Below are 16152 nucleotides of genomic sequence, written 5' to 3' on the forward strand. Positions count from 1 at the left end.
GTCCTTCTGTCACCGGTGTGCTATCGGGATCGTTCGGTTCGCCGGCGCCAGCCGGTCAGGGCCTGCGTCCGGGCGGCGGCGCGCACCGCGGGCCGGGACCGTTCCGGTGCTCCCCCGTCGTCGCCGGCCGCGTCGACATGGCGGGCGATGGCGCGGACGGTGGTGTAACGGAAGAGGTCGGCCGTGGTCAGCTTCGGGTACGGGCGCTGCAGGAGGGCGAGCACCCGCACGATCTGTCCGGAGGTGCCCCCGAGGTCGAAGAAGTGGGTGTCCAGGCCGCGGACGGGGGCGCCGAGTACGTGCTCCCAGGCGCGCCGGACCACCTCGGTGGCCTGCCCGGAAAGGGGGCCCGCCGACGGTTCGGCCTCGTCCGGTGCGGGGGCCGCCGTGGGCGCCGCGGCCGCCAGCTCGGCCACCGCGGCGCGGTCCAGTTTGCCGTTGGGCAGCTGGGGCAGCGCCTCGACGAGCAGCCAGGCGGCCGGGACCATCGCGGGCACGAGCGAGACGGCCGCGTGCCGGCGGAGCTCGTCGGCGAGTTCGGCGGGCGCCGGACGCGGGCGCCCGTCGCCGGCCGGGCTCGCCGGGTCGGTGGGGATCAGGCAGGCGGTGACCGCGGTGCCGTCGCCGCTGACGGTGACCACGGCCTCCTGGACGGCGGGGTGGGCGCGCAACACGGTCTCGATCTCGGCGAGTTCGATCCGCTGTCCGAGGACCTTGACCTGGGTGTCGGCCCGGCCGAGGAAGCGCAGTCCGTGCTCGGGGTCGAGGACGGCCAGGTCCCCGGTGTCGTAGCCGCTGCGCCCGTCGTACGTGGCGAAGCGCTCGGCGGTCAGTTCCGGCCGCTGCCAGTAGCCCGCTCCCACGCCGGCCCCGAGGATCAGCAGCCGGCCCGGGACTCCGGGCGGCAGCGGACGGCCGTGGGCGTCGACCACCCGGCACTCCTCCCCCGCGAGCGGACGGCCGATGTGCACGGGCACCTGTGGTGCGACCCGCCACACGGTCGACCAGACGGTGGTCTCGGTCGGGCCGTAGCAGTTGAACACCGGGCCCGTTACCAGGTCGGTCAGCCGGTCGGCCAGGTCGCGGGCCAGCGGTTCGCCGCCGACGAAGAGGACCGCGAGGCCGCCGAGCAGCCGCCGGCCGGCCGGGTCGTCGGCGAGGATCCGGGCCATGGTGGGGGTGCACTGGTAGAGCGCGCCGCGCGGCACGTCGGCGTCGGCCACCTGCTGATGACTGGTCAGCAGCACCGTGCGGCCGGTGGCGAGCGGCCAGAACAGCTCCAGCACGCTGATGTCGAAGGAGATGCTCGCGCCGGCGACCGAGACCTGCGGCGGCGTGGGAAGGATCTGCGCGAAGGCCGCGAACAGCGCGGCCAGGTTGTCGTGGCGGACGATCACACCCTTGGGCCGGCCGGTCGAGCCGGAGGTGTGGATGACGTAGGCGGGGTCCTGCGGCGCGAGGACCGGCCACTCCTCGGGCGCGTGGTCGGCCACCGCGTCAGAGCCGATCAGTACGGCGCCGGTCGAGGCCAGGGCCTGTGCGGCCGCGGCGTCGCCGACGACCACGGCCGGCCGGGCGTCCTCGACCACCATCCGGAGCCGGCCCGCCGGGTAGCCGGGGTCGAGCGGCAGATAGGCGGCCCCCGCCCGCCAGGCGGCGACCAGGGCGACGAGCAGGTCGGCGGTCCTCGGCAGGCACACGCCGACCCGGTCGCCGGGCCGCACACCGGCGTCGATCAGGGCGGCGGCGAGATCCCTTACCCGGCGGTCCAGTTCGGCGTAGGTCACGCGCTGGGAGCCCGCGATCAGGGCGACGGCTTCGGGGGTGCGCCGGGCGTGTCCGGCGATCAGCTCGGGCAGCGCCGGGCCGGCCGCGACGGCCGGGGCGGCGGGTGGCGGCGGGTCGGGGGTGAACAGGCGGAGCGCGGTGAGCGGGGCTGCCGGTGCGGTGCCGAACGCGGTGAGTGCGCCGGCCAGGTGCTCGGCGAAAAGGCGCGCCGACGCGGCGGTCAGTGCGGCGCGGTCGTAGTCGACCGTCAGGGAGAGGGCGCCCGCGGGGTCCTGGTGGAGCGTGACGGCCAGTTGGTATTCGCTTCGCGCGTCCTCGGCCGGTACGAGCTGCCAGCGCAGGTCGCCGGTGGTCAGCGGGGCAGCTGCGGTGGCCTGGGTGCAGATGATCCGGGTCAGCGGTGGCCGGCCGGGACGGCGGGTGGCCCCGGACACGGTGAGGATGTCCTCGATCGGCAGGTCGCAGTGGTCGAGGGCGTCGAACAGTGCGTCGGCGGTGCGGTCGAGCACGGAGGCGGTGTCGGCACCGTGCAGCGGCAGGCGTACCGGCAGGGTGTTCTGGAGGCAGCCGATGACCTCGGCGTCCGCCGCGGTGCGGGTGGTGGCGACGGTGGCGAGCACGACGTCCTCGGTGTCGCCGTACCAGCCGACGACCATCGCGACGGCGGCCAGTACCTGCGCGAAGGGCGTGGCCCCGCTCTCCCGGGTCCGTTCGCGCAGTGCGGCGGCGAGTCGGGCGTCCAGCGGCAAGGACACCACGCCGTGCCCGATGCCGGTTCCCGGGGTGGTCGGGAGGTGGGGCAGGGCGGTGTCCGTGGGCGCACCGGCGAGGTGGTCGGTCCAGAAGGCGTGGAGGGCGGCGAGGCGTGCGGGCTGCGGCGGGGGCCGGTGGAGGTCGGCGGCGGTGAGCGTCCCGGGGCCCTCGGCGTACGCGCGGGCGAGCTGCCGCAGCAGGACGGCCGCGGAGTCCTCGTCGAACACCGCGTGGTGGACGCCGACGAGGCAGTGCGTGTGCCCGGGCGTGCCGACGATCCGGATCCGGCACAACGGTCCGGCGCCGTGCGGGAACGGGGCGCGGGCCTCGGCGAGCCAGCCGTCGAGGGCACTCTCGTCGTCCGCCCGTCCGGTCCGGACATCGACCTCGGAGACGGGGTGGGTGCGCTGGACGAGCCCCTCCGCCGTCGGGTGCAGGGAGGTCCGCAGCGCCGGCTGCGCCTGGCACACCGCCCGCGCGGCCGCGGTCATCCGCTCCTGGTCGACCGGGCCGTCGACCCGGATGTGCTGGAGGAGAGTGGTGGCTCTGCCGCCCTGCTGGTCGAGCAGGAAGAACCGGGTCTGCGCCGGGTCGGCGGGCCTGACCGCATTCCCGGCATCGTCATCGCTGGTCAACGAAACAGCCCCCCGACTGAAATCCGCACCGGAATTAGTCGGGCCAGGTTATGGAGGCGGTTTGATCGTGTCAAGAAGAATTCTGGGGGCCACCGCACACACCGCGCGAGAATTCAACAAGAATGCCGGAGAAGGCATTGTGACCTACCTCACATTGATCAACTTCCCGATGGCGCTGTAGCGTCAACCAAACCGTTGAGGCGGGTAATTGAGCCCGGCGGCCGTGAAAACTGGATGGAGTCGACCACCCCCAGTGACACGCCCCGTGACACAACGTGGCGCAGAAGCGGGGAATTCGGACTCAAAGAATTCGGGGGCTGTTCCATGGAATTCAATGCTGACCCCTCCCTGCCCTCCTCCGAGAATTCGGCTGACGTGGCGGAGAATCTCTGGAGAGAAATCCTCGGAGCCGGTGCTGACCCCGCTAAAGGATTCCTGGAGAACGGCGGGGACTCTTTCCGCGCGGTCCTGCTGACCAGCCGGCTCTACGAGCTGACCGGCCGAGAGGTCGAGTACCTCGACGTCCTGGAGGCCGACGGCGTCGGCGCCGTCGCCCGCCTGCTCGCGGCCGACGGCGCGGGGAGCTGACATGCGCTGCGAACTGGCCCCGAACCAGGTCGACCTCTACACCGCCGACCAGGCCGCCGACGACCCGTCGACCTATCTCGTCAACTGCGTGTACCGGATCACCGGGCCGGCCGACGGGCCGCTGCTCGCCGAGCGCTTCGCCCGCCTGGCCGAGACCTACCCGGTGCTCGCCTCCCGCGTGGTGGAGGACGACGGGACGTGGTTCCTGGAGACCGCGCCCAACCCGCCGCAGCTGCAGTCCGTGCGTGTCGCGGACGAGCCGGACAGCACCGCGGCCCGCATGCGGGTGCGCGAGGAGCTGACCCGGCCCCTGGACCTCGCCAAGGGCCCGCTGTGCCGCGCCGTCCTGCTCCAGTACGCGCCGGACACCGCCGACCTGGTCCTCGTCGCCCACCACCTCGTGGTCGACGGCCGGTCGATGGAACTGCTCGCCCGCGGCCTCCTGACGGACCGGACCACCGAGCCCGCCACCCCCTACGCCGACTGGGCGGCCGCGGCCCACGGCCGGCTGCCCCGGCGGGCCGCCCGCGCGGCCGAGATCCGGGCCGAGCTGGCCGTGGCCGATGTCGTCCCGTCCCTGGAATGGGCGGGCCCCGCCGGCGACGCGCCCGGCTCCTCCGAAGCGCACTCCACCGGCGGCGGCGTCGCCGAAGCGCTCCTCCCCGCCGGCCTGCACCGAAGCCTCCGCGACCTCGGCACCGAACTGGGGATCACCCCCTACTCGGCCGTCCTCGCCGCGGCCGCCCTCGTCCTCGGCCGCAACTCCGGAGCCGCGCACCCGGTCATCGGCACCACCGTCTCGCGGCGTTCACCGGCGCACGCCGACACCGTCGGGTACTTCAACAACACCGCCCCCGTCCCGGTCCGCCTCGACGGGAAGACCACCGTGGCGGACTTCCTGCGGGAGGTGCACCAGCGCGGTGTGCAGGCCTACCGCGACGCCGACCTGCCGCTGTCCTCCGTACTGCCGGGCACCGGCCTCACCGCGCCCCAGCTGGTCATGGCGGCCATCGACACCCTGCCCGAACTGCGCGAAGGCGACCGGCACGCCGTCCCGCACGAGGACCAGGGCCTGGGCACCGCCCACTTCCCGCTGACCCTCGGCCTGTACCAGGAGCACGGGCGGACGGACGGGATCCGGATGCTGCTGCGGCACCAGCGGGCCCTGGTCACCGACGCGGCCGCCGCACTCTTCTTCCGCCAACTGACGGCCGTGCTCACCCACTTCACCGAGCGGCCCGATGGGCGCCTGGACGAGGTGGACACCCTCCCGGCCGAGGAGCTCACCGCCCTGCTCGCCACCGGACGCGGCGCGCGGCTCACCGAACCACCGGTGGCGCTGACCGAACTGTTCGCGCGCCAGGTGCGCGAGGCCGCCGGGCGCACCGCCGTGGTCTGCCGGGAAGAAGAGGCCAGCTACGGCGAACTCGACGACACCGCACGGCGGTTGGCGACCGTGCTGGTGGAGTCGGGGGTCCGCCCCGGTGACCGGGTCGGGGTCTGCCTGGACCGGGGCATCGGGCAGGTCGCCGCCGTGCTCGCGGTGCTCCGGGCGGGCGCCGCCTACGTCCCCCTCGACCCCGACTACCCGCCGCAGCGGCTCGCCTTCGTCATCGAGGACACCGGCCTGCGGACCGTCATCACCGAGGGCGAACTGCTCGCGGACGTCCCCGGCCTGCACCGGGTCGCGCCGGACGCCACCCCCGAGGACCCGGCCCTGGCCCTGCCGGCCGTGGACCCCGACGCCACCGCGTACGTCATCCACACCTCCGGCTCGACCGGCCGCCCGAAGGGGGTCCGGGTCAGCCACCGCAATGTGGCCGCCCTGCTCGCCGCGACCCGCGAGGAGTACGCACCGGGCCCCGACGACGTCTGGTCGTACTTCCACTCGCTGGCCTTCGACTTCTCCGTCTGGGAGATCTGGGGGTGTCTGCTCACCGGCGGCCGGCTGGTCGTCGTGCCCTACGACGTCTCCCGCGACGCGGAGGCGTTCCACGGACTGCTGCTCCGCGAGGGGGTCACGGTCCTCAACCAAACCCCTTCGGCGTTCGCCCAGTTGGTGAGCACCGAGGCATTCCGCGGCGGCGGCCTCGCGGTGCGGCTGGTCATCTTCGGCGGCGAGGCCCTCGACCGGGGCGTCCTGGTGCCGTGGTTCGCCCGCTATCCCGAGGACGTCTGCCGGCCCGTCAACATGTACGGGATCACCGAGACCACGGTCTTCTGCACCTGGCACCCCGTCGACCGGTCCGAGGCGCTGCGCGGCAGCCGCTCGATCGGGCGGCCGATACCCGGCTGGGACCTGTACGTCCTCGACGACCGGGGGCGCCCGGCGGCTCCCGGTGTGCCCGGTGAGATCTGGGTCGGTGGCGCCGGGGTCACCCAGGGCTACCTCGACCGTCCGGACCTGAACGCCGAACGCTTCACCGAGGACCATCTGACCGGAACGCCCGGCGCCCGCCTCTACCGCAGCGGCGACCTCGGCCGGTTCCTGCCCGACGGGCAGATCGAGTACCTCGGCCGGCGCGACGACCAGGTCAAGATCCGCGGGCACCGCATCGAGCTCGGCGAGATCCGACATGCCCTCCTGGAGGACGACCGGGTCCGGGCGGCCGCCTCCCTGGTCCGGGCCCCCGACGGGCCGGCGACCGCGCGGATCGACGCTTATGTCGTCACCGACACCGTCACCGACGCGCCCGGGACACTGGCCGACATCCGGCACCGGCTCGCCGAGCGGCTGCCCGGCCATCTGCTGCCCGCGACCCTGACCGCGGTGCCCGAACTGCCGCTCACCGCCAACGGGAAGCTCGACACCGCACGGCTCCCCGACCCGCGGCCCGCGGAGCGTGCCCCAGCGCCCGAGCCGGACGGGCCCGCGGGCCCCGAGGCCGCGATGGCCGCCCTCTGGCAGCGGGTCCTGGAGGTGCCGGTCGCCCCCGACGACAACTTCTTCGACCTCGGCGGCACCTCGGTGCAAGCGGTGCTGCTGGCCACCGCCCTGCGCGAGGAGAACTACCCCGCGATCCGCCTGCGGGACATCTTCCGCAACTCCACCCCCCGCCGGCTGGCGGCCGCGCTCGCCCCGCGGACGGACGCATGAGGCCGCCGCTGCCGGCCCCGCCGGCCGGACCGCAACCGAGCAGCTCGTACGCAATGGAAGGAGAACCGGCATGACGGAGCTGGACAATGCCGTGGCCGTGGTGGGGCTTTCCCTGCGGGCCCCCGGCGCATCGGACCCGGAGACCTTCCTCTCCCAACTCTCCCGGGGTGAGGTCGCGTTGCCGGCGGCCCGGGGGGAACGGACCGGGAACGGCCGGCTGCTCAGCGGGCAGATCGACCGGTTCGCCGAGTTCGACGCCGAGCTGTTCGGCATGGCACCCGCCCACGCGGCGCTGACCGACCCCCAGCACCGGGTGATCGCCGAACTGGTCTGGGAGGCCATGGAGGACGCCTGCCTCGACACCACGCGCGCCGGCAACCGGGTCGGCGTCTTCATCGGGGGCGGCCCCGACATCTACCTGCACCGCAACGTCCTGCCGGACGAGCGGACCGTGCGGGCCCACGGCACCGAGCAGATCATGCTCGGCAACTCCCGTGACTTCCTCGCCACCGCGCTCTCCTACCGGCTCGGCTTCACCGGCCCGAGCATGACCGTGCAGACCGCCTGCTCCACCTCCCTGGTCGCCGTCCATCAGGCGGTGCGCAGCCTGCTCACCTACGAATGCGATGTGGCGATCGCGGGCGGGATCACCGTCTTCCCGGTCGAACGGCCCGAGCACGACGGCCCCGAGGGCGGCATCTACGCGCCCGACGGCCGCTGCCGCAGCTTCACCGTGGGCAGCCGGGGCACCGTTCCGTCGAGCGGCGCGGGCATCGTGGTGCTGCGCCGGTCGGCCGACCTCGCCGACGGCCCCGGCCGGGCCCGTGCGCACATCGTCGGCAGCGCGGTCAACAACGACGGCGCCGACCGGATGGGCATGACCGCACCCAGCCCGCGGGGCCAGGCCGAGGTGCTCCGCGAGGCCCTGGAGGTCTCCGGGCTCTCCCCGGCGGACATCGGCTACATCGAGGCGCACGGCACCGGGACCGTCCTCGGCGACCAGGTCGAACTGGCGGCGCTGGCCGAGGTCTACGGCACCGGCACCGCCGCCCCCCGCTGCGCCATCGGCACGGTGAAACCCAACATCGGCCACACCGACAGCGCGGCCGGGGTCCTCGGCCTGATCAAGACGGTGCTGGCGCTCCAGCACGACATGCTGCTGCCGGTCGCATCCCAGCCGGGCGACGGCCCGGACGCGGACCTCGGCGCGGACCGGTTCTTCCTGCCGCGGGCGGCCGCGACCTGGAGCGCCGAGGTCCCGCGCCGGGCCGCGGTCAGCTCCTTCGGCTTCGGCGGCACCAACGCGCATGTCATCGTCGCCCCGGCCGACCCGGTCCCGGAACCCGCCCCCGCCCAGGACCTCCGGCCGCCGGTCGCCGTGCTCTCCGCCGCGACCCCGCAGGCCCTGCGCGACAAGGCCGCGGACCTGGCCGGCTGGCTCGACGGCCCCGGCGCACGGGCCGCCCTGCCCGGCGTGCTCGGCACGCTGTGGCACGGCCGGCGGCAACTCGCCCACCGGGCCGCGGTCGCGCTGCCCACCGACCCGGCCGCGGCCCGCGAACGGCTGCGGGAGTGGCTGCTGGAGACCGCGAAGCGGGCCGACACGCCACCGGCCGTGGCGGACGCCCCGGTCGCCGTGCTGCTGCCCGGCCAGGGCATCCGCCTGACCGGTACCGCTGCGTCGGCCGCCGACGACCCCCGCTTCGGCGCGGACCTCGACCGGTTGTCCGCCGCCGTGCTGCGGGCCGGCGGTCCCGACCTGCGCGGCTTCGAGACCTGGGCGGCCGACGACCTGCGGCTGCTGGACACCGCGGTGGTGCAGCCGTTGCTCTTCGTGGTCGGCCTGGCGCACCTGTGGCGGCTGGAACGCCGGGGCGTGCGGCCGGCGACGCTGCTCGGCCACAGCGTCGGCGAGCTGACCGCGGCCGCGTACGCCGGGGTGTTCGGCGTCGAGGACGCGGCGGCGGCCGTCGTACGGCGCGGGGAGCTGATGGGCCGGGCCCCGGCCGGGGCGATGCTCGCCGTCCCGCTGGACGAGGAGGCCGCCCGCGACCTCGCCGACGGGCTGCCCGCCGACGTCTGCGGTGTCAACGGCCCCGGGACGACGGTGCTGGGCGGCGACCTGGACACGGTCACCGAGCTGGAGCGGCGCTGCGCCGCGCGCGGGCTCACCGCGCGCCGGCTGGAGACCGCGCACGCCTTCCACTCCCGCGCGATGGAGGAGGCCGCCGCCCGGTTCGGGGAGTTCCTCGCCACCGTGCCGCTGTCGGCGCCCCGGCTGACCGTCATCTCCAACCGCACCGGCGCCGAGCTGAGCGCCGAGGAGGCCACCGACCCCGCCTACTGGGCCGGGCAGTTGCGCGGGACCGTGCGACTGGCCGACGGTGTCCGGACGCTGCTGGCCGGCCGCCCCGCCGCGGTCGTCGGCATCCACGGCGGCCGGGCGCTGACCAACCCCGTACGGCAGACCGCCCGCCTGCTGGGCCTCGCGCACCCGCCGGGCATCATCGAGTTGCTCGGGAACTTCGGTGCGGACGAGTCGCAGGCGCACGAGGACGCGCTGGCGCGGCTCTGGGCGGCCGGCTGCCCGGTCGACTTCGACGTGCCGCTCGTCACCTCCCCCGTTCCGCTGCCGCGTTACCCGTTCGCGGAGACCCGCCACTGGATCGAGGCGACACCGGGGGCGCTGCCCCACGAACGGCCCGCCGCGGCCGCCCCGGCCCGGCGCGAGCCGGCACCGCCGCAGGAACCGTCGGCGCCGGCAGCGGACAGCGAAGAGGCCGGCAGCGATCTCGCCACCACGATCACCGCCATCTGGCAGGAGGCGTTCGGCGGCGAACCGCTCGGCCCGTCGGACAACTTCTTCACCCTCGGCGGAACGTCGCTGCAGGCCGCGCAGCTGCTCACGGTGGTCAACGACACGCTGCTGCTCGGCGTCGCGCTCGGCGACCTCTACGAGCACTCCGACCTCGGCTCCTTCATCCGCCGCGCCGAGGAGCTCGCCGCCGGCCGGGACGACGCCGAGCTCCTGCGGCTGCTCGACGAGATCGAAGGTGTGCAGTGAGCGACATCTCCGAGCGGCTGGCGGCCCTGACGCCGGAACAGCGCCGCGTCCTCGGCCAACAGATGCGGCAGCGGGCCGCCCGCACCGGCACCCCGCCCGCGGACCCGGCGGCCGGCGGCGCGCCCGCCCGGCAGAGCCTGTACTTCTTCGCCAGCGCGGACGCGGTTCCGGCGCGCGAGTACTACCGCTTCGTCCTCGACGCGGCGGAGCAGGCGGACGCGGCCGGGCTGCACGCCGTCTGGCTGCCGGAACGGCACTTCGTGGACTTCGGCGGGCACTCGCCGAACCCGTCGGTGCTGGCCGCCGCGGTCGCCGTGCGCACCGGGCGGCTGCGGATCCGGGCCGGCAGTGTGGCCGCGCCGCTGCACCATCCGGCCCGGATCGCCGAGGACTGGGCGGTGGTCGACAACCTGTCGGACGGCCGGGCCGGCATCTCGTTCGCCAGCGGCTGGCACCCCGACGACTTCGTTCTGGCCCGTACGGACTACGCCGGGCGGCGCGCGGACACCGTGCGGATCATCGAGCAGGTACGGGCGCACTGGCGGGGCGAGGCGCTCGCCCACCCCACCACGGCGGGCGGCACGGCCGAGGTCCGCACCGGCCCCCGCCCGGTGCAGCCGGAGCTCCCGGTCTGGCTGACCTCGGCCGGCAACGGCGAGACCTTCGAGGCCGCCGCACGGGCCGGCTGCGGTGTGATGACCGCGCTGCTCGGCCAGACCCTGCCGGTGCTGCGGGAGAACATCGCCCGCTACCGCGCGGCCTGGCGGCAGGCCGGGCATGCGGGAGAGGGTGACGTGGTGGTCATGGTGCACGCCTACGTCAGCGACCGGCCCGATCTGGAGGACTATCTGCGCCCCGCGATGCACGGCTATCTGCGCGCCTACCGCAGTCAGACCACCGCACCGGGCGAGGACGAGCAGGTGCTGCTGGAGAGCGCCTACCTCAACTTCCTGCAGGGCCCCTCGCTGCTCGGCACTCCGGGCAAGGCCGCGGAGGTGCTGGGTCTGCTGGGTACGGCGGGCGCCGACGAGGTCGGCTTCCTGGTGGACTTCGGGCTGCCCACCGAGGACGTCCTGGCCGCGCTGCCCGCCCTGTTCGGCTGCCTCCCCGCGGAGCGTGCCCGATGAGCGGGGCGGAGTCGGCGCTCGCGGCCCGGCTCGCCGGACTGGCTCCCGAGCAGCGCGCCGCCCTCCTGGCCAAGCTGTCGCAGCAGCGCTCCGGCAAACGCCCGCTCCGGCCCCGGCCCGGGCCGCGCGACACCTTCCCGGTGGGCATGGACCAGGAACGGCTGTGGATCCTCGACCAGCTCTACCCCGGCACCACCACCTACACCCTGGGGTTCGGGCTGCGCTTCCTCGGGGAGTTCGACCGGCGGGCCTTCACCGAGGCGGTGGCCGTCGTGGTGGGCCGGCACGAGCTGCTGCGCTCGGCCATCGAGACGGACGGCACCCGGCCGGTGCTGCGGCTGCACCCGGACCGCGGCGCCGACCTCACCTTCACCGACCGTTCGGCCGGGCCGGACGGTGAACGGGAGCGGCGCCGGGCGGAGTTCATCCGCGAGCAGGTCCGGCGCCCGTTCGACCTCGCCCGCGACCCGGTGCTGCGGATCGGTGTGGCCGACCTCGGCGGCGGCGACCACCAGATCGTGCAGACCATGCCGCACTCCTTCACCGACCAGTGGTCCTACGTGCGGCTCAACAGCGAGCTGCTGGAGGCCTACCGGGCGGTCCGGGAGGGCCGCGAGCCCCAACTCCCCGAGCTTCCGGTGCAGTTCGGCGACTATGCGCAGTGGCAGCGGGAGTACTTCGACAGCGAGCACGGCGAACGCCACCGGGCGTTCTGGCGCAGCTACCTGGCGGGCCTCCCGGACCGGCCGCTGCTGCCGTACGACCACTCCCCCGAGACCGAGGACCGCGCCGGGCGGCAGTACAACTTCGTCCTGGACAAGGGGATCGCCGCGGCCTTCATCGCCCGCGCCAAGCAGGCCCGCAGCACGGTCGCCAACGCGATGGCCGCCGTCTACGCGGCGCTGCTGTACGAGGAGAGCGGCGAGCGGGACGTCCTCCTCGGGGTGCCCAGCGTGACCCGCGGCGAGCCGGCCGTCCAGGACCTGGTGGGCTTCCTGCTCACCAACGTGCCGCTGCGGATCCGGCTGCCGGAGAATCCGACCCCGCACGATTTCATGGCCGCCACCCAGGCCGCCGGTGCCGCCGTCGCGGAGCACCACGAGACGCCGTTCGGCGAGATCGTGCGGGCGGTGGCCCCCGAGCGGTCCGTGCACAGCTATCCGCTGCTGCGCACCATGCTCGTCCATCTCGACCTCGCCGAGACGGTGTCCTACTCGGTGCCCGGCGCCACCGTCTACGCCAACGCCGTGCCCGAGGGGATCTCCTCGATGGACGCGACGGTCGCCTGGTGGCATCTGGGCGACCTGGTCTACGGGCGGTTCGAGTACCGGATCGCGCTCTTCGAGCCGGAGACCATCGACCGGCTCGCGCGGCGGCTGCTGCAGCTGGTCGAGGTCTTCGCGACCTCGCCCGACACTCCGCTCGCCAGCCCCGCCGCACGCGCCGCCGAGCTGGTGGCCGCGGCGTGGTGCGAGGCGCTGGACGTGCCCACCGCGGACCCGCAGGACGCGTTCGCCGACCGCGGCGGCACACCGCTGCTGGCCGTGCGGCTCGCCCGGCTGCTGACGGCGCGGGGCTTCACCGCCGGGCCCCGGGACGTCACCGGGCACACCACCCTCTCCGCCCTCACCGAGCTGCTGCGGCAACGCGGCAACCCGCTGGCACCGGCCGGCATCGCGGACTCCGAGGTCCCCGGGCGAGCAGGGGTCTCGGAGGAGTACCTGGAGCAGCTCTTCGCCAGCACCCGCCGTGCGGAACAGGAGATTCGATGACCTCGCCCCCCGGGCCCGGCACCGCGGTGCGCGAACGCCGGCCGCTGGTGGTGCTGCTGCTGGCCCACTACCTGTCGTCGTTCGGCAATGCGGTGACGGTGGTGACCATTCCGCTGTACGTGCTCGGCGTCACCGGCAGTTCCGTCTCGACCGGCCTGGCGGGTTTCGCCAACACGCTGCCGCTGATCTTCGCGGGCGCGGTCGGCGGGGTCTGGATCGACCGCATCGGCGGCAAGCGGATGAGCGTGCTCTGCGATCTGCTCGCGGGCACCGTCATCGGGCTGATCCCGCTGCTCAACGACACGGTGGGGCTCGCCCTGCCGGTGCTGATGGGTCTGCTGTTCGTGCGCAGTCTGGGCTCGACCCCGACCGGTGCGGCCCGGCAGAGCCTGCTCAAGGGGCTCGCCGACCGCGGCGGGGTGCGGCTGGAGAGCGCCAACTCCTGGATGCAGGGCGCCCCGCGGCTCGGTCTGCTGGTCGGGGCACCGCTCGGCGGTCTGCTCGCGGCCGTGTCCGGCCCGGTGATCGGCATGTACGTGGACTCCGCGACCTTCCTGCTCTCCGCGCTGCTGATCGGGGTCGCCGTGCCGGGCGGGCCGGTGGCTCCGGCCGCCGAGCGGCAGGGCTTCGTGCGGCAGCTCACCGAGGGCCTGCGGCTGGTCAAACAGCTGCCGGTGATCGGCGCGATGACCTCGTTCGTGTTCGTCACCAACTTCCTCGACGACGCCTTCACGCCGGTCATCCTGCCGGTCTACTCGGACCAGGTGCTGGGCGGCGGCCAGTACCTCGGCTGGCTGGTGGCCGCCTCCGGCTGCGGCGCGGTGGCCGGCACGTTCCTCTACGGCCCGGCCAGCAAGCGGCTGCTGACCAGCCGCCGTTGGACGCTGCTGGGTTGCTTCCTGGTCATCGGCGGGCTGCGGCTGGCCCTCGGCGGGCAGCCGAATGCGGTGCTGTCCGTCGCGATCTCGTTCCTGCTGGGGCTGGCCGCCGGACCGCTCAACCCGGTGCTGTCGACGGTGATGCTCAACAAGGTGCCGCAGGCCCTGTTCGGCCGGGTCTTCGCGCTGACCTCGGCCGTCGCGATGAGTGCCGCGCCGGTCGGCATCCTGGTGGCCGGCTGGGCGATCCACGGCATCGGGCTGCGCTGGACCCTGCTGGCCTTCGGCGCGACCTACGTGGTGCTGGTGCTGGTATCGCTGCGGAACCGTGCGCTGCGGGAGATGGACAACCTGACCCCGCCGGACGGGACCGGCGACGGTGACGGTGCGGCGGGTGCGGACAAGGAGCTGGCCCGTGACTGAGCGCACCGCGCTGCGGGTGCAGCCGGCGTCCGCGCTGGAGCGGCAGTTCTGGCTCGGTGAGCAGATCGCCCCGGCGAGCCCCGCCGGCTGGGTGCTCGCCGAGGTCCGTGCCGACGGCCCGGTGGACCCGGCCGCGCTCGACGCGGCGCTGTCCGCCGTGGCCCGCCGCCACGAGTCACTGCGCACCGCCTTCGTCATCGAGCGGGGGCAGCTGGTGCGGACCGTGCTCGCGGAGCCGGTCGCCGAGCCCCCGCTGCGCCTTCCCGCCGGCACCGCCTTCGCGGACGCGGCGGCCGCGCTGCTCGGTGCGGACACCTTCGACATCGCCGCGGGCCGGGTCCACCGCGCCGCGGTCGCCCCCGACGACGAGGGCGCCACGGTCTTCCTCGCCGTCCATCACATCGCCTTCGACGGCCTCTCCCAGGAGGTGTTCGTCACCGATCTGGCCCACGCGTACGGCCTGGCCGCCGAGGGCCGGGCGGCCGAACTGCCGGTGCGGGAGCGTCCGGCGCCGGTGGAGCCCGCTGCCGCGCAGCGCACCGAACTCGCCGCGCACTGGCGGACCGTGCTCGCGGGCGCGGCCGACCTGCCGGTGCCGGACGACGGCCCGGCGCCGGGCCAGCGGGCCCTGGCCCGGGCCGGCCTCGCCGAGCGGCGGACCACCTGTCCGCCCGCGGTCTGGCAGGCGGTGTGCGCCGAGGCCCGGCGCAGCGCCTGCTCGCCATTCGTGGTGCTGCTGGCCGCGTACGGCAGGGCGCTGGCCGGGCTCACCGGGGGCGCGGACTTCTGCGTGGGCACTCCGGTGGTCGCCCGCTCCGCCGGGCAGACGGACGAACTCGGCTGTCTGATCAACACCGTGCCGGTCCGGATGCCGGAGCTGTCCGGGCCCGGCGCGGTCGAGCGGGTCTGGGCCTCGGTCCGGGAGACCATCCTGGGCTCCGCGCTGCCCTGCGACGAGATCGTGCGGGCCGCCCGCACCGTCGCGGGCCGCCGGATGCCGGTGTTCCAGGCGGTGTTCGCCTTCGAGAGCTGGCGCCGGGTCGAGCACCCGGCGGGTCCGGTGCGGATGCACACCGTTCCCGTGCCGCCGGTGGGCGCGGTCGCCGAGGTCCAGCTCCAGGTCTGCGAGCTGCCCGACGGGACGCTGAAGTGCGTGGTCCAGGCGCCGACGACCGGTGCCTGGGCGCACCACCTGACCGACCTCACGGACGCTTTCCGTACCCAACTCGGCCTGCTGGCCCCCGCATCCGCCCCACCGCACCCCCTCGTACCGGAAGGTCCCGCATGACGACCACGCTGATGTGCCTGCCCTACGCCGGAGCGGGAGCCGGGGTCTACCGTCCCTGGCGGCGCCGGGAGTCCGAGTTGCTGCGCGCGGTGCCGGTGCAGGTGCCGGGCCGCGAGGAGGAGTTCAACCGGCCGTTCTACCGGACGATGGCGGAGGCCGCGGCCGGCACCGCCGAGCGCTTCCGGGCGGCGGCCGGCAAGGAGCCGTTCGTCGTCTTCGGGCACAGCTTCGGCGCGATCCTGGCGTACGAGGCCGTCCAGCACCTGGTCGCGACCGGGGGCCCGCTCCCGGACCACCTCGTCGTGAGCGGTTCGACCAGCCCGCGCCACCGCCAGGCCGAGCGGCTCGACCCCGACGACGAGGTGGCGGCCGCCCAGGCCGCCGCCATCGCGGGCCGCGAGATCGAGATCTTCGCCGACCCCCTGGCCCGCTCGCTGCTGCTCCCGGCAATGCGCGCCGACGTGGACCTGCTGGCCGACTACACCCCCGCGACGCTCACCCCGCTGCCCTTGCCGCTCACCGCCCTCCGCGGTGACGCCGACCATCTGGCGCCCGCCGACGAGTGGCGGGACTGGTCGGCGTTCACCTCGGCGGCCTTCCGGACGGCGGAGTTCCGCGGCGGCCACATGTATCTGACGGACCACTGGGACGAGGTGTGGCGGACGCTGGAGGACCTGCTGTGAGCACCGCCGCGCTCCTTCCGCCCCCGCCCTGCCCCTTGGCACCCCGGCCGACGAAC

9 protein-coding genes are annotated in these 16152 nt (G+C 74.6%); 8 read left to right on the forward strand and 1 reads right to left on the reverse strand.

The features are described from left to right. Positions 1 to 20: 20 nt before the first annotated feature. Positions 21 to 3176 (reverse strand): amino acid adenylation domain-containing protein, encoded by a 3156-nt coding sequence (locus tag ACGF4C_RS08245; protein ID WP_393564314.1) that lies wholly within the window; start codon positions 3174 to 3176, stop codon positions 21 to 23. A gap of 324 nt (positions 3177 to 3500) precedes the next feature. Here ACGF4C_RS08245 and ACGF4C_RS08250 point away from each other — a divergent pair, with 324 nt between their 5' ends. The 8 genes from ACGF4C_RS08250 to ACGF4C_RS08285 all read left to right on the forward strand — a co-directional run bounded on the left by ACGF4C_RS08250 (position 3501) and on the right by ACGF4C_RS08285 (position 16096). Further along, on the forward strand, positions 3501 to 3764 hold the full coding sequence (locus ACGF4C_RS08250) for a phosphopantetheine-binding protein (protein ID WP_393564316.1): 264 nt from the start codon (positions 3501 to 3503) through the stop codon (positions 3762 to 3764). Between the two features lies 1 nt (position 3765). After that, the gene (locus ACGF4C_RS08255; protein WP_393564318.1) at positions 3766 to 6861 is read left to right on the forward strand and encodes an amino acid adenylation domain-containing protein; all 3096 of its coding nucleotides are present in this window, start codon (positions 3766 to 3768) and stop codon (positions 6859 to 6861) included. Positions 6862 to 6931: 70 nt separating this feature from the next. Continuing rightward, positions 6932 to 9925: a type I polyketide synthase gene (locus tag ACGF4C_RS08260; RefSeq protein ID WP_393564320.1), complete on the forward strand. Its 2994-nt coding sequence runs from the start codon at positions 6932 to 6934 to the stop codon at positions 9923 to 9925. After that, a complete protein-coding gene (locus ACGF4C_RS08265; protein WP_393564322.1) occupies positions 9922 to 11052 on the forward strand; it encodes a MupA/Atu3671 family FMN-dependent luciferase-like monooxygenase in 1131 nt (376 codons plus the stop codon). The genes ACGF4C_RS08260 and ACGF4C_RS08265 overlap by 4 nt, the downstream gene beginning before the upstream one ends. Next, entirely contained in the window at positions 11049 to 12824 is a 1776-nt protein-coding gene (locus tag ACGF4C_RS08270; protein ID WP_393564324.1) for a condensation domain-containing protein, read from the forward strand. The genes ACGF4C_RS08265 and ACGF4C_RS08270 overlap by 4 nt, the downstream gene beginning before the upstream one ends. Beyond that, positions 12821 to 14125 (forward strand): MFS transporter, encoded by a 1305-nt coding sequence (locus tag ACGF4C_RS08275; RefSeq protein ID WP_393564326.1) that lies wholly within the window; start codon positions 12821 to 12823, stop codon positions 14123 to 14125. Before ACGF4C_RS08270 ends, ACGF4C_RS08275 begins: the two co-directional genes overlap by 4 nt. Next, entirely contained in the window at positions 14118 to 15413 is a 1296-nt protein-coding gene (locus ACGF4C_RS08280; RefSeq protein WP_393564327.1) for a condensation domain-containing protein, read from the forward strand. The genes ACGF4C_RS08275 and ACGF4C_RS08280 overlap by 8 nt, the downstream gene beginning before the upstream one ends. Further along, positions 15410 to 16096 carry a thioesterase II family protein gene (locus tag ACGF4C_RS08285; RefSeq protein ID WP_393564328.1) on the forward strand — a complete coding sequence of 229 codons (687 nt, stop codon included), beginning with the start codon at positions 15410 to 15412 and terminating at the stop codon, positions 16094 to 16096. The genes ACGF4C_RS08280 and ACGF4C_RS08285 overlap by 4 nt, the downstream gene beginning before the upstream one ends. Positions 16097 to 16152: the final 56 nt, after the last annotated feature.

Source organism: Streptomyces sp. NPDC048197 (assembly GCF_043202395.1).
Lineage (GTDB): Bacteria > Actinomycetota > Actinomycetes > Streptomycetales > Streptomycetaceae > Streptomyces > Streptomyces siderophoricus.

Excerpts from the sequence above, each read along its gene's own strand:
- ACGF4C_RS08255 (WP_393564318.1), top strand. The coding sequence starts at position 3,766 with ATGCGCTGCGAACTGGCCCCGAACCAGGTCGACCTCTACACCGCCGAC.
- ACGF4C_RS08260 (WP_393564320.1), top strand. The coding sequence starts at position 6,932 with ATGACGGAGCTGGACAATGCCGTGGCCGTGGTGGGGCTTTCCCTGCGG.
- ACGF4C_RS08285 (WP_393564328.1), top strand. The coding sequence starts at position 15,410 with ATGACGACCACGCTGATGTGCCTGCCCTACGCCGGAGCGGGAGCCGGG.
- ACGF4C_RS08270 (WP_393564324.1), top strand. The coding sequence starts at position 11,049 with ATGAGCGGGGCGGAGTCGGCGCTCGCGGCCCGGCTCGCCGGACTGGCT.
- ACGF4C_RS08250 (WP_393564316.1), top strand. The coding sequence starts at position 3,501 with ATGGAATTCAATGCTGACCCCTCCCTGCCCTCCTCCGAGAATTCGGCT.
- ACGF4C_RS08275 (WP_393564326.1), top strand. The coding sequence starts at position 12,821 with ATGACCTCGCCCCCCGGGCCCGGCACCGCGGTGCGCGAACGCCGGCCG.